Consider the following 16,004-nt stretch of genomic DNA (forward strand, 5'->3'; position numbering starts at 1 on the left):
TCGTTTAGCGCTGTGCGCTTTGGTACTGGGGGTGCACGAAGAAAGGGGCGTCCGAGTGTGGCAAGGGTGCCTTGCCGCGGATGGCGTCGGCCAGTTTTTCGGCCAACATGATGGTGGGCGCATTCAGGTTGCCACTGACCACGTTGGGCATGATGGATGCGTCCACCACGCGCAGGCCGCTTACGCCATGCACGTGGCCGTTGCCATCGGTCACCGCCATTTCGTCGTTGCCCATGCGGCAGGTGCACGACGGATGCAAAGCACTTTCCCCATGCTCGCGGATATGGGCGTCGATCTCGGCATCGGTCTGCACTGCTTGGGTGGGCGAGACGGCGTCGCCACGGAAGCGGTCAAAGGCTTGTTGCTCAAAGATCTCGCGGGTCAGGCGGATGCCGGCACGCATTTCCTTGCGGTCCTGCTCGGTGGCCATGTAGTTGAACAGGATGCGGGGTGCCTCTTTGGGGCTGACCGTGCGTAGCTTGACAGAGCCCCGGCTGGTCGGGCGCATCGGGCCCACATGGGCCTGGAAGCCGTGGAAGCTGGACGGCGCGCTGCCGTCGTAGCTGATCGCCATCGGCAGGAAGTGGTATTGCAAATCGGGGTGTTTGACGCCCGCTTCGCTGCGGATGAAGCCGCCGGACTCAAAGTGGTTGGTGGCACCCAGGCCGGTTCCCAACAGCATCCACTCCAATCCGATCCTGGCCTTGGCCAGCGGGTTCATGGCCGCATACAGGGTGATGGGCTCCTTGCAGGCGTACTGCACATACGTCTCCAGGTGGTCCTGCAGGTTTTCACCCACGCCGCGCAGCGGCGCCACCACCCGAATGCCCAGGCGGCGCAGCTCATCGGGGTTGCCCACGCCGGAGAGCTGCAGCAATTGCGGCGAGTTGATGGCGCCGCCGCACAGAATGACTTCATGGTTGGCCCGGATCAGGTCGGTGCAGTGGCCATTCACGACCTCCACACCGATGGCGCGCGGCGGGCTGCTTTCGGGCGCGAACGCCACCCGGGCCACCAGTGCGCGGGTGCGCACGCTCAGGTTGGGCCGTTTCAGGGCGGGGCGCAGGTAGGCCATGGCGGTGCTCCAGCGCCGGCCCTTGTGCACCGTCATGTCCATGGGCCCCAGGCCTTCCTGGCGGTAGCCGTTCATGTCGTCGGTGTAGGCGTAGCCGGCCTGTCGCCCGGCTTCGATGAAGGCAGTGTAGAGCGGGTTGCGGCAAGCCCCGGTGGATACCTTCAGCGGGCCGTTGTCGCCCCGGTAGGCGTCGCCGCCCTTGGCCCGGGTTTCGGCCTTGCGAAAGTAGGGCAGGCAGTCGGCGTACGACCAGTTTTCCAGGCCTTGGTACGAGGCCCAGCCGTCGTAGTCGAGCGCGTGGCCGCGGATGTAGACCATGCCGTTGATGGACGACGAGCCGCCCAGCACCCGGCCGCGCGGGCAGTACATGGAGCGGTTGTCCATGAAGGGCTCAGGCTCGGAGTGGTAGTACCAGTTGTATTTGTCGTTGGCCAGCGGATAGGCAAACGCCGAGGGCATGTGGATGAAGATACTGCGGTCGCCGGGGCCGGCTTCGAGCAGCAGCACTTTGACCTCGGGGTCTTCGGTCAGGCGGTTGGCCAGCACGCAACCTGCGGAGCCGGCGCCCACAATGATGTAGTCGAAAGAGTCAGTGGTCATGGTGCGGGCTTACCGGTAGCCGCAGGCCACCTGGCCTAGCTCGACGTAAACGGTCTTGAGTTGGGTGTAATGTTCGAGCGCGACCATGCTGTTTTCATGGCCGATGCCGGATTCGCCTGCGCCGCCAAACGGGATCTCAATGGGCGTGATGTTGTAGTTGTTAATCCAGCATATACCGGCCTTGAGGCTGGCCGCCACGCGGTGCCCGCGCGCACCGTCGCGGGTGAACACGCCTGCAGCCAGGCCGAAGCGGGTGTCATTGGCGCGTTGGATCACCTCAGCCTCCTCGTCAAATACCAGCAGCGCCATCACCGGGCCAAAAATCTCTTCTTGCACGATGCGCATGCCGTCGCTGCAGTCGGCAAAGATGGTGGGGGCCACGAAGTTACCGCCTTCGCATCCTGCCACCGCGACCGCCGTACCGCCGCAGACCAGCGTGGCACCGTCTGCAATGCCGCTGGCCACATAGTCCAGCACCTTGTCGCGGTGGGCGGCGGAAATCAGGGCCCCGACTTCGGTAGCCGGGTCGGTCGGGTCGCCGACCCGCAGCAGCAGGGTGCGCTCTGTGAGCCGGGCGAGAAACTTGTCGGCGATGCCGCGCTGCACGAACACGCGCGTGCCGTTGGTGCAGATCTCGCCCTGGGTGTAGAAGTTGGCCATCATGGCCGCCGTCACGGCTTGCTCGAAGTCGGCGTCGTCGAATACGATCAAGGGCGACTTGCCGCCCAGTTCCATGGTCACCCGTTTCAGCGTGCTGGCGGCGCTGGCCATGACGCGTTTGCCGGTGGGGATGGAGCCGGTAACCGACACCTTGGCGACGCCCGGATGGGCTGCCAGCAGGGCGCCGGTGGTGCCGCGGCCTTGCAGCACGTTGAACACGCCGGGGGGCACGCCTGCCTCCAGGTAAATCTCGGCCAGCTTCACCGCCGTCATGGGCGTGAGCTCCGACGGTTTGAAAATCATCGCGTTGCCTGCGGCGAGTGCCGGGGCTGATTTCCAGCAGGCGATCTGGATCGGATAGTTCCAGGCACCGATGCCCACGCACACGCCCAGCGGTTCGCGCCGGGTATAGGCGAAGGCATTTTTCAGCGGGTACTGCGTGCCCGTCAGCGTGGCAGCGGCGCCGGCAAAGTATTCGATGCAATCGGCCCCGCTGGCGACGTCGACCACCTGGGCTTCTTGCCAGGGTTTTCCGGTGTCTTGGACTTCGATGGCGGCGAGCGCGTCGTTGCGCTCGCGCAGCAATTGCGCGGCACGGTGCAGGATGCGGCCACGCTCGGTACCGGTCATGGCGGACCAGATTTTGAAACCAGTTTGCGCTGCCTCGACGGCCGCGTTCACATCGGCCTCGGCGAAGTCGTGCACCCCGGCGATCACGGCGCCGGTGGCGGGATTGAAGGTGTCGAAGCGTTCGCCGCTGCCCTGCACAGGCAGGCCATCGACAAAGCCGGGGATCAGCGTGTCATGCATAGGGATTCATTTTTTGGTGGTGGTCAACGCAGCACCACGGTTTTCATGCCGTTGATAAATACCCGCCGCTCCAGTACGAAGCGCAGGGCCCGCGATAACACCAGGCTTTCCACCAGGCGGCCCGCCTGCGACAGATTTTGCGGCGTATCGGCGTGGTCTACGCGTTCGAGCGACTGCTCGATGATCGGGCCTTCGTCCAGGTCGGTGGTGGCAAAGTGGGCGGTGGCACCAATCAGCTTGACGCCACGGTCGTGGGCCTGCTGGTACGGTTTGCCGCCTTTGAAGCCGGGTAAAAACGAATGGTGGATATTGATAACCCGGCCATGCAGTTGCAGGCACAGCGCCTCTGACAAAACCTGCATGTAGCGGGCCAGCACCACGAACTCGGCCCCGGTATCCACGATCAACTGGTGTAGTTTTTCTTCTTGCGCGGGCTTGGTTTCGGCGCTGATGGGCAGGTGGTAAAAAGGCAGGCCCTCGGCCTCGGCCAAGGGCGCCAGATCGGCATGGTTGGAGACGATGGCAACAATGTCCATCTTCAATTCACCACGTCGCCACTGTGCAATCAGTTCGCGCAGGCAATGGTCAAACTTGGACACCATGACCAGCACGCGGGTGGGCTGCGCCAGGTCATGCACCTGCCATTGCGCCTGTGGGAAGCCTTGCGCCAATTCGGCAAAAGCGCTGCGTAAGACTTCCACCGGGCTGTGCAAGCTGAAAACGCCACGTACAAAAAATCGCTCGGTCGTATGGTCGTCAAACACCGAAAACTGTTCGATGTATGCCCCATGCTGGTCGAGCAATGCAGATACGGCGGCGACCTGCCCTCGGGCGCTGCCGCAGGCCAGATTCAAACAGTAATGGTTGTTTTGGTCCGACGTCATGAGCGCGAAAGAGTTTGAAGGGCTGTGGTTTTTGCTTGAATTCTGCATAACGTTTTCACAATGCGGGGGCATCGCCTCTGATTCATGAAAGCTAGGCGGCCTTCTTCAGTTGCCCATGCGGGTCAATGACGAATTTCTTCGGCGCGCCAGCGTCGAACTCGGCATAGCCAGAGGGCGCGTCGTCGAGCGATATCACCTGCACGCCCACCACATCGGCGATCTTGATACGGTCCCACAGAATGGCTTGCATCAGCGCGCGGTTGTATTTCATGACGGGCGTCTGGCCGGTAAAGAAACTGTGCGATTTGGCCCAGCCCAGACCCAGGCGAATGCTGAGTGAGCCGTGTTTTGCCGCCTTGTCGACGCCACCAGGGTCCTCCGTGACGTACAGGCCCGGAATGCCTATCTTGCCCGCTGCCCGCGTGACCTCCATCAATGAATTGAGCACCGTGGCCGGGGCTTCCACCTGCGAGCCTGCGTGGCCATGGCCACGCGCCTCGAAGCCCACCGCGTCAACGGCACAGTCGACTTCCGGCGTACCCAGAATGTGCGCAATCTGTTCGGCCAGCGTTGCATCCTTCGACAAATCGACCGTCTCGAAACCAACCTTGCGTGCATGTTCGAGGCGCACCGGATTGATGTCACCGACGATGACAACAGCAGCCCCCAGTAGTCTTGCTGATGCGGCGGCGGCCAGGCCAACCGGACCGGCACCCGCCACATACACCGTGCTGCCTGGGCCAACCCCGGCCGTCACGGCACCGTGGTAGCCGGTGGGCAGGATGTCGGACAGGCAGGTCAGGTCGCGGATTTTTTCAATCGCCTGCGCGCGATCCGGAAATTTCAACAAATTGAAGTCAGCGTACGGCACCATCACATACTCGGCTTGCCCGCCGATCCAGCCGCCCATATCGACGTATCCATAGGCCCCGCCCGCACGCGACGGGTTGACGCTCAGGCAGACACCGGTGTGCTGCTCTTTGCAGGTGCGGCAGCGCCCGCATGCCACATTGAACGGAACTGAAACGACGTCGCCCCGTTTGAGCGTTTCGACGTCGCGGCCCACTTCGAGTACCTCGCCGGTGATTTCATGGCCCAGCACCAGCCCGGCCGACGCTGTCGTGCGGCCGCGCACCATATGCTGGTCGGAGCCGCAAATGTTGGTGGTGAGCACCTTCAGGATCACGCCATGTTCGGCTGTTTTACCCGTTGGATTGACCAGTGTGGGAAACGGGATGGACTGAACTTCGACCTGGCCCTGGCGCAGGTAAACGACACCGCGATTAGCTGACATTTTGAATCTCCTTGGTTTGGCGTGAAATGGCTTGTATGGCTGTGGTTTTAGATTGAAATTTGCACGACACTTTTGTCATGAGTGGTGTTACAGCGGATACATGAACGGTAAGGACGGTGAGCGGTAAAGGTACACAGAGGCAGGCAGCGCCACCGATAAAGGTCAGCACTACTGCGCGGGCGCTCGGGGCCGAACCATGGCGCCAAGCTGTGTGCGGCTGGTCGGAACCTTGGCCTCCGAGAGAGGGAAATTTGCGTAAAACGACTCAGCTCTTGAGCGCTGCCGTGACGGCGGGCAAGCCGTCGCTACCCGAGAAGGTTTTCACGCCCTTGAGCCAGGCATCCAGCAGCGCCGGATTCTTCTTCAGGTAGGCCCGTGCCGCTTGGTTGGGGTTGCCCTTGTCGAGAATGGCCAGCATCACTGAGTTTTCAATCGTGGTGTTGAACTGCAGGTTTTTCAGCAATGCCGCCACATTCGGGCAACGCGCTTCATAGCCCGGTGGCACGGCGGTGAACACCTTGGCTTCACCAAAGTTCGGACCAAAAACGGCGTCGCCACCTTCCAGATAACGCATCTTCATTTGCACGTTCATCGGGTGCGGCTCCCAGCCCAGGAAAACAATGGGCTTGCTGCTGCGTCCAGCGCGCTGCACCTCTGCCAGCATGCCGGCCTCGGACGACTCGACTATCTTGAAGTCCTTCAGGCCAAACTCATTCTTGGTGATCATGCCCTGGATCAGCGCGTTGCCATCGTTACCGGGTTCGATGCCGTAGAGCTTGCCATCAAGCTCTTTTTGGAACTTGGCAATATCGGTAAAAGTCTTCAGACCTTTGTCGTACAAATATTCGGGTACGGCCAAGGTGTACTTGGCACCCACCAGGTTGGGTTGCTCCAGCACCTTGATTTGGCCGGCCTTGACGAAGGGCTCCATCATGGGTGTCATGCTTGGGTTCCAGTAACCCAGGAAGGCGTCAATCTGTTTGGATTTAATGCCTGCGAACGTGATGGGTACCGAGGCAATGGTCACGGTGGGTTTGTAGCCCAGACCTTCGAGCACCACAGATGCCAGACCGGTGGTGGCAGCGATGTCGCTCCAGCCTACGTCGGCGAAGCGCACGGTTTTACAGCTAGCGGCCTCCTGTGCGCTCGCGAGGGGCGCGTACAGTGAGAGGACCGTTGAGGTCAAACCCAGAATGGCTAGTTTCAATTTCATGACCCGTTCCTTGTAAACGTGGGGTTGCGCAGCGCGACGACACCACTGCACTTTTACAGGTTGACGCGGCAGAACTTTGCTGGGAACGACGTGGAGTTGTACCGCAGCGGCAGGTGCATGGCTGGGGCCAGGTGCTTCAAGCCACCCGCATCACCGCTGTGCGAGATTCGCCGGCGCCCGCCTGGCGGCGGCGCTCCTCGCTGGGCGCGTGTCCGAACAAACTACGGTAGGCCTTGCAGAAATGCGATGACGACTGGAAACCGCAAGCCACGGTGACCTGCATGATGGGCTGGCTGCTGTGCGTCAGCAATTCCTGGGCGCGGCGCAGTCGCAGGTTCATGTAGTACTGCGCCGGGTTTATGCTGAAGTAGCGGTGGAACAAGCGCTCTAGCTGGCGCAGCGACAGCCCGATGGCGCTGGCCAGTTCGGCCAGGGGTAAGGGGTCTTCAATGTTGGCGGCCATGATCTCGGCAGCTTCGGTCAAATGTTGGTAACCCGGGCCGATGCACTCGGGCTGCGGGATGCGCTGGCGGTCGTTGCTGGCACGCAGCCGTTCTACGATAAATTGTTCGGAGATATCCATCACCAGCTTGGCGCCGTGGCGCTCGCGGATCAGGTGCAGCATCAGGTGCAGTGGTGCTGTACCACCGGAGCAGGTCATACGGTCGCGGTCGAGGATGAAAACCTCCGGCGCAAATCGCACCTTGGGAAACTCTTCACTGATCGCCGCCAGATTCTCCCAATGGATGGCACACCGGTAACCGTCCAGCAGTCCGGCGCTGGCCAGCGCAAAAGAGCCCGTACACAGCGCGCCCATGGCCACACCGCTGGCGGCGCATTGGCGCAGAAGCTGGCGCACGGCGTCATTCGTCACGCTGCGGATGTTGACACCGCCACAGACAAATACCATGTCGCATTCGGCCAGGTCGGCAAGATCTCCGATGGACGTCAGAGCCAATCCGTTGCTGGCCACGGCGGCTGTCTGCTCGGGGCTCACCACGGTCCATCGGTACAGCGGGCGGCGACTGATGTAGTTGGCCATGCGCAGCGTTTCTACGGCATTGGCAAAGGCGATCATCGAGTAGTCGTGCAACAGGATGAAGCCGATATGGGTACTGCCCTTTTTAGACTTTCCGTCGTTGGCACCCAAAGCTGCGGACGGGGGAGATTCAAGAGGGATGCGTGGCACGGGGCGCTCCTATCGGAACTTAGCTATCGCTGCTCTTGCGGGCTGCACCAAAACTCTCGGTGAGGCGGTCGAGGATGATGGCCAGCAGAACCACCGCCAGTCCACTCTCAAACCCCAGGCCGATGTTCAGGCGCTGGATGCTGGCGAGTACGTCGTTGCCCAGGCCGCCTGCGCCGACCATCGAGGCGATGATGACCATCGACAGCGCCATCATGATGGTCTGATTGACGCCTGCCATGATGGTCGGCATGGCGATGGGCAGTTGCACCTTGAACAGCAACTGGGTGGCGGTACAACCAAAGGCGTTGCCCGCTTCCACCTGTTCGGAGCTCACCTGGCGGATGCCCAGGCTGGTCAGGCGCACCACCGGCGGCATGGCGAAGATCACGGTGGCAATGGTGCCAGGCACCCGGCCCAGGCCGAACAGCATGGCAGCAGGAATCAGGTACACAAAGGCGGGCATGGTTTGCATGAAGTCCAGCATCGGCCGTACGGTGGAATTGACGCGGTTGTTGCGTGCGCACCAAATCCCCAGCGGAATACCGAAAAACAGGCTGATGAGGGTGGCCGAGAGTGTCAGGGCCAACGTGACCATGGTTTGCAACCAGAATCCGGTGACCACAATCAGCGTCAAGGCCAGCGCCACAAACACCCCAAACTTCCAGCCCAGGCGGCGAACGCCCACGGCCGCGGCGACCAGAATTACCAGCCAGAAGGGCAGGGCCAACATGCCCATCTCGACCCATTGGGCAAACTGTTCCACCACCACGCCAATCGAATCGAATACGGTAGCGCCGTTGTCCAGCAGGTGTTTCACCCCGGCATTGACCCAGCGGCCCAGGGGCAGCACGTCGTGCGAGGCTTCGGTGACTTGGGATAAAAGATCAGACATGGCGGGCCTCTTGGGACATTTTGACAAGCAGGCTGCGGGCGGAAATGCAGCCCAGCAAGCGATCGGTGGCGTCGAATACGCCCACCGGATGGTCCATTCCCAGCACGATTTTCATGGCCTCGGGCAGGGTGGTGTGGGAGGGGAGGCGCGGCCCGCCGTTGTAGGAGTGGCCGTTCAGTCCAGGGTCCAGCAAGTCCGCCGCTGTCAGGTAGCGCGAAGTGTCCACGCCTTTGAAAAACTTGCGCACGTAGTCGTTGGCAGGTTGGGTGATGATCTGGTGGGCGGTGCCCTCCTGCACCAGGTTGCCGCCTTCCATGATGGCGATGCGGGTGCCGATGCGCAGTGCTTCTTCGAGGTCGTGCGAGACGAACAACACCGTGCGCTGCTGCTCACGCTGCAAATCGAGCATCAGGCTTTGCATCTCGACGCGCTTGAGCGGGTCGAGTGCCGAGAAGGCCTCGTCCATCAGCAAGATGTCGGGGTCCACGGCCAGAGCCCGCGCCAGTCCTACACGTTGCTGCATGCCGCCCGACAACTGCGACGGGTATTTGGCCGCGTAAGTCTGCAAGCCCACTTGGCGCAGCACTTCCATGGCCCGGTCTTCACGCGCTTTGCGCGGCGTGCCCGCCATTTCCAGGCCAAAGGCAGCGTTGTCCAGCACATTGCGGTGCGGCATCAGCGCAAAAGACTGGAACACCATCGCGACCCGCTTGCGCCGCCACTTGACCAGGTCACACTGCGGCAGGGCGGCTATGTCTTCGCCGTCGATGTTGATGGACCCTGAGGAAGGCTCAACCAGGCGGTTGATGAGCCGAATCAAGGTGGATTTACCCGAGCCCGACAAACCCATCAGCACATAAATTTCGCCCGCCACCACGTCGAAGCTGACTTTGTTGACGCCCACGACATGCCCGGTTTTGGCAAATACTTCGTCTTTGCCTAGGCCTTCTCCCAGCAATTTCAATGCCTCGGAAATATTATTTCCGAATATTTTGTAAAGATTTCTAACGCTGATTTTGGGCTTTGGCATCGTGGGTCTCCTGGGGAATTTTTTCACTGTCTGTTGCGGGTTTTTCTTATGAGCAAACAGCGTGCCACTATTTTCTAGGGCGAATATGTTTTAGGCTATGGGGTTTGCCTATAGGTTGGACTTCTTGGACTTCTATTTTTGTCGGTAGCACCAAAATGGATTTTCATGATTACAAATGGAAACTTGAAGCCATTTTTGTATCGACACATGCACGTTTTTGAACTCACCGATCCAGTGCAATATCACTCACGGGCCTGCTGCAACAGGGCAAAATCCAACCTTGGTCAATTTCGCGTTGGCGAATGCCTCCGGCATGTTTCATGTCTACCTGGCCGGCTATTTTTTTTGTTTTGCAGGTGCTGCAGGCGCCACTGCTGCAAGAAGAGGGAAGGCGCAAACCCGCAGTAACCGCTGCTTGCAAAATGGTTTGATCGGCACGGCATGAAAATGCCTGGCCCATTTTCTGTAGTTGAATTTGGTATACAGAAACCGCATTTTCATTTTGTGCTGCAGTCGCGTTGTTCATTGCCTCCGGTACCGCAGCTTCAAAAGAGAAACTCTCTTCCCGATACCGCTGCATGTCGAAACCCGCCGCCACCAGCAGTGCGCGCACCGCCGCCATGAACGGTGCCGGGCCACAGGTGTAGACATCGCGCTGCAAAAAGTCGGGGGCAATATGGGCCAGCCGCGCCGCATCCATGCGCCCCAAATGTCCGGCGTAGGCGCTGCCGGGGCTGTGTTGCTCACACACGGTGGCCAGCCGCAGTTGTGTCATGTTGCGCGCCATCAGGCTCAGCTCTTCCGGGAACAGCACATCAGCAGGGCTGCGCGCGCAGTGCACAAACACGATGTCGGCATCGCTGCCCAGGTCGTGCAGTGCCCGCGTCATCGACATCAAGGGCGTCACACCGCTGCCGCCCGACAGGAATAGATACCGTTGGGCCGGGGCCTTGAAGCAGCTGAAGTCGCCGGAGGGCCCCATCGCGCCCAAGTCCATGCCCACGCGCAAGTGCTCGTGCAGCCAGTTGGACACCTCGCCGCCCGGCACCCGCTTGACGGTGATGCTTACGAGGTCCGGACGGGTGGGGGTGGAAGACAGCGTGTAGCAGCGATTCACGCTGCGGCCGTTGATCTGCAGCTCCAGTGTGATGAACTGGCCCGGCAGGTAGCGAAAACTGCGTGGGCCTTTGGCTGCCAGTATGAAAGTTTTGACATCGGCGGTTTCCTGGCGGATTTGCACGCATCGCAGGGTTTCGTCCTGGTCGGCAGACCAGGGCTGGGACGCGGGGGCTGCCAGGTCGGGAGCGTGGAGTGGTGTGGACATCGGGAAGGGCAAATGCTCAGCGGGTTAGCGTGCTTAAGCGGTTCACATACCAGTTGCAAAATTTTTCGACCAGACCTTCGGTGAAGGGCGAGTAAGGGCCGGGTTCGTAGGCGCCGCTGGCAATGCCAATCTGCGACTCTTCCACCAGGCGGCGGTCTTGCGCATTGGTGGCATTCCACACGGCCGTCAGGTTGTCCACGGTGTAGTCCACGCCCTCGACCGCATCCTTGTGCACACACCAGGTGGTGCGCACCAGGGTTTTGGTGGCGGAAATCGGCAACACCGAAAAGCTGACGATGTGGTCGCTCATGAAGTGGTGCCAGGAATTCGGCTGGGTCCAGAACGACAAGCCGCCGAGTGCTGGATCGACGAAGTTGGCCAGCAACTTCTTCGACGCCACTTCGGCGTTCATGGTTTGTGACTGGCCTGAGCGGTCGATCGGCAGGCGCTGGGCGCGAAAGCCGGTGATGCGCGAGTCCAGGGTTTCGATCTCTGCGGAGGGCAGGCCCATGGCCTCCCAGCGTTCGTGGTTGGCGGCCATGATGTCTTGAAAGCGCTGCAGCCCCGCCGCGTTGTGTTCGTCCGGCTGGTAGCCAAAGCCGTATTCGTACAAGGAGATGGTCAACTCCGGGTGGTTGCTCATGCAGTGGTAGCACTCGCGGTTGTTCTCCATGGTGAGCTTCCAGTTGCAGTCTTCCACCAGATCGACCTGGGCCGCTACCTTGCACTGGCTGAGCTGGTGCGGTGCCAGGTAGGGGGTCATCTCCGCCGCCATCTGCTCAAAGTCTTCGGGGGGATTCTCGGCCAGGCAGGTGAAGATCAAGCCGGCCAGACTGCGCACATGTACCGGCTTGAGGCCCAGGCCACGGGGGTCAAAGTCTTCACCCATGTGCTTGGCGTGGATCAATTGCCCTTTCAGGTCATAGGTCCACTGGTGGTAGGGGCAAACGATGTTGCCCACCACGCCCTGCTGGCTGGCGCACAGGCGCGAACCCCGGTGGCGGCAGACGTTGTGGAAGGCCTGGATCTGCATGTCGTCGTCGCGCACGATCAGGATGGAGTTGGTCCCGAAGTCCACGGTGATGTAGTCCCCGGCTTCCGGTAGCTGCGGCTCGACCGCGACGAAGATCCAGTGTTGGCCGAAGATGTGCTCCATGTCGGCCTGGAGCAGCGTATCGCTCAGGTAGAACGGCGCCTCCAGGCTGTAGCCAGGGCGTCGCCGCGCCAGCAACTCGCGCGTGAGCAGGGTTTGTGCAGAAATGGTTTTTGTCATGGTGGGTGTCTCTTCAAAAATGCACAAGAGAATGGGCTCGCAGGTAGTCCAATACCGCCTGCGCCTTGGTGTGTGGGTTGCCTGCCTGGAGCACCGTGCCGCCGGTCGAAGGCGACTCAATCGCTCCCAGCATGCGGGCGTGGCCGCTTTGGACGGTCTTGGCCTCCAGTAACTTGCGGCGCTTGCTATTGGGCACACGCTGGCCTGCAGGCGCGGTTGCCGGCCCAGAGGTTTGAACGGGCGTTCGCACGATCTGGCCCGCCATGGCGTCGGCCAGTGAATGGCGCAATGTCTGGGGGGTAGCGGCGCTCACCGCCAGCATGGCAGGTGGGCTAATGCGCAGGCGTCTTCGGGCTCCTTTGGGTAGGGCCTGGGTCACGATCCAGGCGTCGCCGTCGGGCTGCACGGCCAGTACATCGGTGACCACCGGGCGTCCCAACGCAGCTGCCAGGGCATGGGGCAGCATGCCCGTGCCGTGCTCGGATTCTGAACGGGTGCCGGTCAATACCCAGGGCACATTGTGCAAAGCCGGGACCAGCGCTGCCAAGACATCGGCAGCCCCGCCACACTCCACAATTTCAAGCCGCGGTGCGCCCAGGGCCAAGTAGTCGCGGGCCACAGCGTCCGGCAAGGAGCCTGCGGTAACCAGCCGCACGGTGCCCGATAAACCCAAAGCCAGGGCCGCCGCGCTGGCATCGGCACGGCTGCGTGTGGGCCTGCCGCTGACCGCATGGGTGCGGGCTGCGACCAATACTGTGATGTCGCTCATACATCTTCCTTTTGCCGGCGCACCAGTTCCAGCAGGGCCTGCATCAAGGCTGCGCTGTCTTCCACCACGGTCAGGTCGGCGCGGCGCGCAATTGGCGCGGAGGAGTCCAGATTGACCGCTATGACGTGGCGGCAGTCTTTGATGCCTTGCAGATGCTGCACCGCACCGGAAATCCCCAGAGCCAGATAGCCCGAGGCGGAAACGGTTTTTCCGGTGGCTCCAATTTGCTGGGCGCGGGCGAAGCGGCCATCGTCCACCGCGACCCGCGAGGCCCCAACAGCGGCTCCCACCTCCAGCGCCAGCGAGTGGAACAGCGGCAGATCCGTCACCCCATTGCCTGCTGCCAGGATGAAGTCGGCTTCCTCCAGCGCCAGTGTCTGCGGGTCCCCGGCTTGCACGCCCAGGTCTTCGATCCCGGAATCCAATGCGATGGGTAACGCGGCAGCTACGTCTCGCAGGCCCAGTCCCACAAACGGCAGCTTGGTGCTGACTACACCTTTGGTTAGCAGCATGACCTGGGTATGCGGGCGCAGCCAGTCCTGGCTGGCACTGGCGGGCACGCGCAAGGCGTCGGTCCCCAGTTCCACTACGCCACAGGCCAGGCTCAGCCCCGCCTGGATCGCAAAACGGCGACCCAGCTGGCCGTCGGCCCCGCTGTCGACGAAGAGCCAATGTGTCGGGGTCCAAGTAGTCTGCAGGCCTTGCAACCATTGCACGCAGGCTGTGGGCTGGTAGCGGCTGGCATCAAAACTGTCTAATGCGAGTAAGCGGTCCACACCGAGCCCGGCCACGTCGTCATGGCAGGCACCGAGTACCGCCACGATGACTTCTGTATCGGCGGGGGCCAAAATCGCCGCCGCCGCAATCGCCTGGCGCGCCACATCGGTCAATGCACCACGCTCGGCGTGGGTGACGACCAGCGTGGCGTGGGTGAACGGGCCCGCGCTGCGCACTGTTTTGACAACGGCTTGATGTGATGTGCTGTGTGCGCCGAGACGTTCGCCTTCGCTGCTGCCCAACACGATGCGGCGCAGGCCTGCCGGTGTGATGATGGCGGGGCGGCGCGGGTCTACGCGGCGTGTGGGTGCTGAGGGTGCGTGTGTGTTCATGCCACCTCCAATGCGTGGGCCAGCAGCTCGGCGATATCCAGCACCTCGGGACGCGGCCCGACCACGCCCTCCAGCATCGCCGTGCAGTTCGGGCAGGCGACAGCCACCACGCCTGCGCCGGTGTTTTTGGCGTCAGCGATACGGATGTCGGGGATGCGGGTGGCACCGGGAATGTCGGTAAATGGCGCACCGCCGCCGCCGCCGCAGCAGCGGCCCCGTTCGCGGCTGCGTTCCATCTCCACTACCTTGATGCCTATGCCTTTGAGCACGGCGCGCGGAGCCTCCACTTCGCGGCCGTAGCGGCCCAGGTAGCAGGGGTCGTGGTAGGTCACGGTCTCCAGGCTGCCGGCGCGGGTGGGTTGCAGTTGGCCTTTGGCCAGCAGGTCGGCCAGCAGCTGGGTGTGGTGCCAGACGTCGAAGTCGCCGCCCATGGCCGGGTACTCGTTCTTCAGCGAGTGGAAGATGTGGGGGTCGGGCGTCACTATGTGCAGAAAGCCGCGAGTCTTCAGGGTGGCGATGAGCTGCAGGGACAGGCGCTGGAAGCCGGCTTCGTCGCCCAGGCGACGTGCCAGGTCGCCGCAATCGGTTTCCGCCGTGCCCAGCAGGGCGATCTTCAGGCCGGCTTTTTGCAGCGTCTTGACGAAGGCGCGCAGGGTGCGCTGGTAGCGCATGTCGAAGCCGCCTTCGCCGACCAGAACTAGCCAGTCGGTCTGGCCGCCGACATCCAGCAGCGGCACGTTCAGGTCGGCCGCCCAGTGGTGGCGGGCGGTGAGCGGGAAACCGCCGACGGTGTCGGTGTCGCGCAGCTGTTCCAGCGCTTCCATGCCCTTGTTCGGCACCACGCCACCGACCAGGGTCATGTGGCGGCGCATGTCGACGATCGCGTCCACATGCTCGATCAGCATCGGGCATTCCTGCACGCAGGCGCGGCAGGTGGTGCAGGACCAGAGCGTCTCGCTGTTGATCAGGCCGTTGACGATGGGCAGGTGCGGCGCGCCTGCATGTTCGCCCACCGGCTGGCCAGGGTAGGGGCTGCCGGCGTAATTCGCGTCGCTCTTGGCGCTCATGCCGACCACCAGGTCCTGGATCAGCTTCTTCGGGTTCAGCGGCTGGCCGGCGGCAAACGCCGGACAGGCGGCTTCGCACTTGCCGCACTGCACGCAGGCATCAAACGACAGCAGCTTGTTCCAGGCGAAGTCGGCGGGCTTGCCGACGCCCATGTCGTCGGCGGTCAGGCGCAGCGGTTTCAGCGCGGTGGCGAAGCGCTTGTCACCAAAGCGCTCGGGCCGGGGATGCAGGCCCAGGTGCAACAGGCCGGCGACGGCATGCTTCATCGGCCCACCGGCGATGCCCAGCGCGAGCTCGGCCGCACCGGCCAACAGCAGCAACAAGGCGATCACGGCGATGCCGACCGACAGCGTCGACGACGGCACGAGCAGCACCAGGCCGAGGCCCAGCGCGAAGGCAGCGAGCGTGTACGGCAGGCGGTTCCACGGCCCGCGCGAGAGACGGGCCGGCGCGACGCGGCGGCGCAACCAGACGAAGACCACGCCGCCCAGCATCAGCAACGTGGCAGCGACGATCGCCGCATCGAGCCAGCGTGCGTAGATCGCCAGGCCGTAGTTGACCGCGACCAACAGCAGGGCCGCCACCGCGCCACCGGCTGTGGCGATGTGAGCGCGCGCGATATAGGGCTCGCGCGCCACGACATGATGCAGATCGATGAAATAACGCTTGGGGATCGCCAGCAGGCCAAGCCAGTTCACCACGGCAGGGCGCCCGGCGCGCCAGAGTTGGACGCGGCGCGCCAGCCCTGCGGCGAAGCAGGCGGCGGCGAGCCAGAACAGCAGGGTCAGGATGTGGGGGAGGGACCAGTTCATCG

Annotated in this window: 13 protein-coding genes; all 13 read right to left on the reverse strand. The window is 62.5% G+C overall.

Annotated features, from left to right (window positions below):
* Positions 1-4: 4 nt before the first annotated feature.
* The 13 genes from betA to AC1DUR_RS16235 all read right to left on the reverse strand — a co-directional run bounded on the left by betA (position 5) and on the right by AC1DUR_RS16235 (position 16,002).
* Entirely contained in the window at positions 5-1,675 is a 1,671-nt protein-coding gene (betA, locus tag AC1DUR_RS16175; RefSeq protein WP_477719737.1) for a choline dehydrogenase, read from the reverse strand.
* A gap of 9 nt (positions 1,676-1,684) precedes the next feature.
* Entirely contained in the window at positions 1,685-3,145 is a 1,461-nt protein-coding gene (betB, locus tag AC1DUR_RS16180) for a betaine-aldehyde dehydrogenase (protein WP_477719738.1), read from the reverse strand.
* A gap of 23 nt (positions 3,146-3,168) precedes the next feature.
* Positions 3,169-4,029 (reverse strand): formyltetrahydrofolate deformylase, encoded by an 861-nt coding sequence (purU, locus tag AC1DUR_RS16185; protein WP_477719739.1) that lies wholly within the window; start codon positions 4,027-4,029, stop codon positions 3,169-3,171.
* A gap of 91 nt (positions 4,030-4,120) precedes the next feature.
* Complete coding sequence (gene fdhA / locus AC1DUR_RS16190; RefSeq protein WP_477719740.1) at positions 4,121-5,323, reverse strand: formaldehyde dehydrogenase, glutathione-independent; 1,203 nt, start codon at positions 5,321-5,323, stop codon at positions 4,121-4,123.
* Between the two features lie 265 nt (positions 5,324-5,588).
* Entirely contained in the window at positions 5,589-6,536 is a 948-nt protein-coding gene (locus AC1DUR_RS16195; protein WP_477719741.1) for a choline ABC transporter substrate-binding protein, read from the reverse strand.
* A gap of 136 nt (positions 6,537-6,672) precedes the next feature.
* Entirely contained in the window at positions 6,673-7,725 is a 1,053-nt protein-coding gene (locus AC1DUR_RS16200; protein WP_477719742.1) for a GlxA family transcriptional regulator, read from the reverse strand.
* Positions 7,726-7,744: 19 nt separating this feature from the next.
* Positions 7,745-8,617: an ABC transporter permease gene (locus AC1DUR_RS16205; protein ID WP_477719743.1), complete on the reverse strand. Its 873-nt coding sequence runs from the start codon at positions 8,615-8,617 to the stop codon at positions 7,745-7,747.
* Positions 8,610-9,647, reverse strand: a complete 1,038-nt coding sequence (locus AC1DUR_RS16210) for a quaternary amine ABC transporter ATP-binding protein (RefSeq protein WP_477719744.1) — start codon at positions 9,645-9,647, stop codon at positions 8,610-8,612. The genes AC1DUR_RS16205 and AC1DUR_RS16210 overlap by 8 nt, the downstream gene beginning before the upstream one ends.
* A gap of 223 nt (positions 9,648-9,870) precedes the next feature.
* Positions 9,871-10,971 carry an FAD-binding oxidoreductase gene (locus AC1DUR_RS16215; protein ID WP_477719745.1) on the reverse strand — a complete coding sequence of 367 codons (1,101 nt, stop codon included), beginning with the start codon at positions 10,969-10,971 and terminating at the stop codon, positions 9,871-9,873.
* 16 nt (positions 10,972-10,987) lie between these two features.
* Entirely contained in the window at positions 10,988-12,244 is a 1,257-nt protein-coding gene (locus AC1DUR_RS16220) for an aromatic ring-hydroxylating oxygenase subunit alpha (protein ID WP_477719746.1), read from the reverse strand.
* Positions 12,245-12,257: 13 nt separating this feature from the next.
* On the reverse strand, positions 12,258-13,013 hold the full coding sequence (locus tag AC1DUR_RS16225; RefSeq protein ID WP_477719747.1) for an adenine nucleotide alpha hydrolase family protein: 756 nt from the start codon (positions 13,011-13,013) through the stop codon (positions 12,258-12,260).
* Entirely contained in the window at positions 13,010-14,122 is a 1,113-nt protein-coding gene (locus AC1DUR_RS16230; protein WP_477719748.1) for an FAD-binding protein, read from the reverse strand. The genes AC1DUR_RS16225 and AC1DUR_RS16230 overlap by 4 nt, the downstream gene beginning before the upstream one ends.
* Positions 14,119-16,002 (reverse strand): (Fe-S)-binding protein, encoded by a 1,884-nt coding sequence (locus AC1DUR_RS16235; RefSeq protein ID WP_477719749.1) that lies wholly within the window; start codon positions 16,000-16,002, stop codon positions 14,119-14,121. The genes AC1DUR_RS16230 and AC1DUR_RS16235 overlap by 4 nt, the downstream gene beginning before the upstream one ends.
* Positions 16,003-16,004: the final 2 nt, after the last annotated feature.

The organism is Polaromonas sp. P4_F4, from assembly GCF_056401355.1.

Excerpts from the sequence above, each read along its gene's own strand:
- betA (WP_477719737.1), bottom strand. The coding sequence starts at position 1,675 with ATGACCACTGACTCTTTCGACTACATCATTGTGGGCGCCGGCTCCGCA.
- betB (WP_477719738.1), bottom strand. The coding sequence starts at position 3,145 with ATGCATGACACGCTGATCCCCGGCTTTGTCGATGGCCTGCCTGTGCAG.
- purU (WP_477719739.1), bottom strand. The coding sequence starts at position 4,029 with ATGACGTCGGACCAAAACAACCATTACTGTTTGAATCTGGCCTGCGGC.
- fdhA (WP_477719740.1), bottom strand. The coding sequence starts at position 5,323 with ATGTCAGCTAATCGCGGTGTCGTTTACCTGCGCCAGGGCCAGGTCGAA.
- AC1DUR_RS16195 (WP_477719741.1), bottom strand. The coding sequence starts at position 6,536 with ATGAAATTGAAACTAGCCATTCTGGGTTTGACCTCAACGGTCCTCTCA.
- AC1DUR_RS16205 (WP_477719743.1), bottom strand. The coding sequence starts at position 8,617 with ATGTCTGATCTTTTATCCCAAGTCACCGAAGCCTCGCACGACGTGCTG.
- AC1DUR_RS16210 (WP_477719744.1), bottom strand. The coding sequence starts at position 9,647 with ATGCCAAAGCCCAAAATCAGCGTTAGAAATCTTTACAAAATATTCGGA.
- AC1DUR_RS16215 (WP_477719745.1), bottom strand. The coding sequence starts at position 10,971 with ATGTCCACACCACTCCACGCTCCCGACCTGGCAGCCCCCGCGTCCCAG.
- AC1DUR_RS16220 (WP_477719746.1), bottom strand. The coding sequence starts at position 12,244 with ATGACAAAAACCATTTCTGCACAAACCCTGCTCACGCGCGAGTTGCTG.
- AC1DUR_RS16225 (WP_477719747.1), bottom strand. The coding sequence starts at position 13,013 with ATGAGCGACATCACAGTATTGGTCGCAGCCCGCACCCATGCGGTCAGC.
- AC1DUR_RS16230 (WP_477719748.1), bottom strand. The coding sequence starts at position 14,122 with ATGAACACACACGCACCCTCAGCACCCACACGCCGCGTAGACCCGCGC.
- AC1DUR_RS16235 (WP_477719749.1), bottom strand. The coding sequence starts at position 16,002 with ATGAACTGGTCCCTCCCCCACATCCTGACCCTGCTGTTCTGGCTCGCC.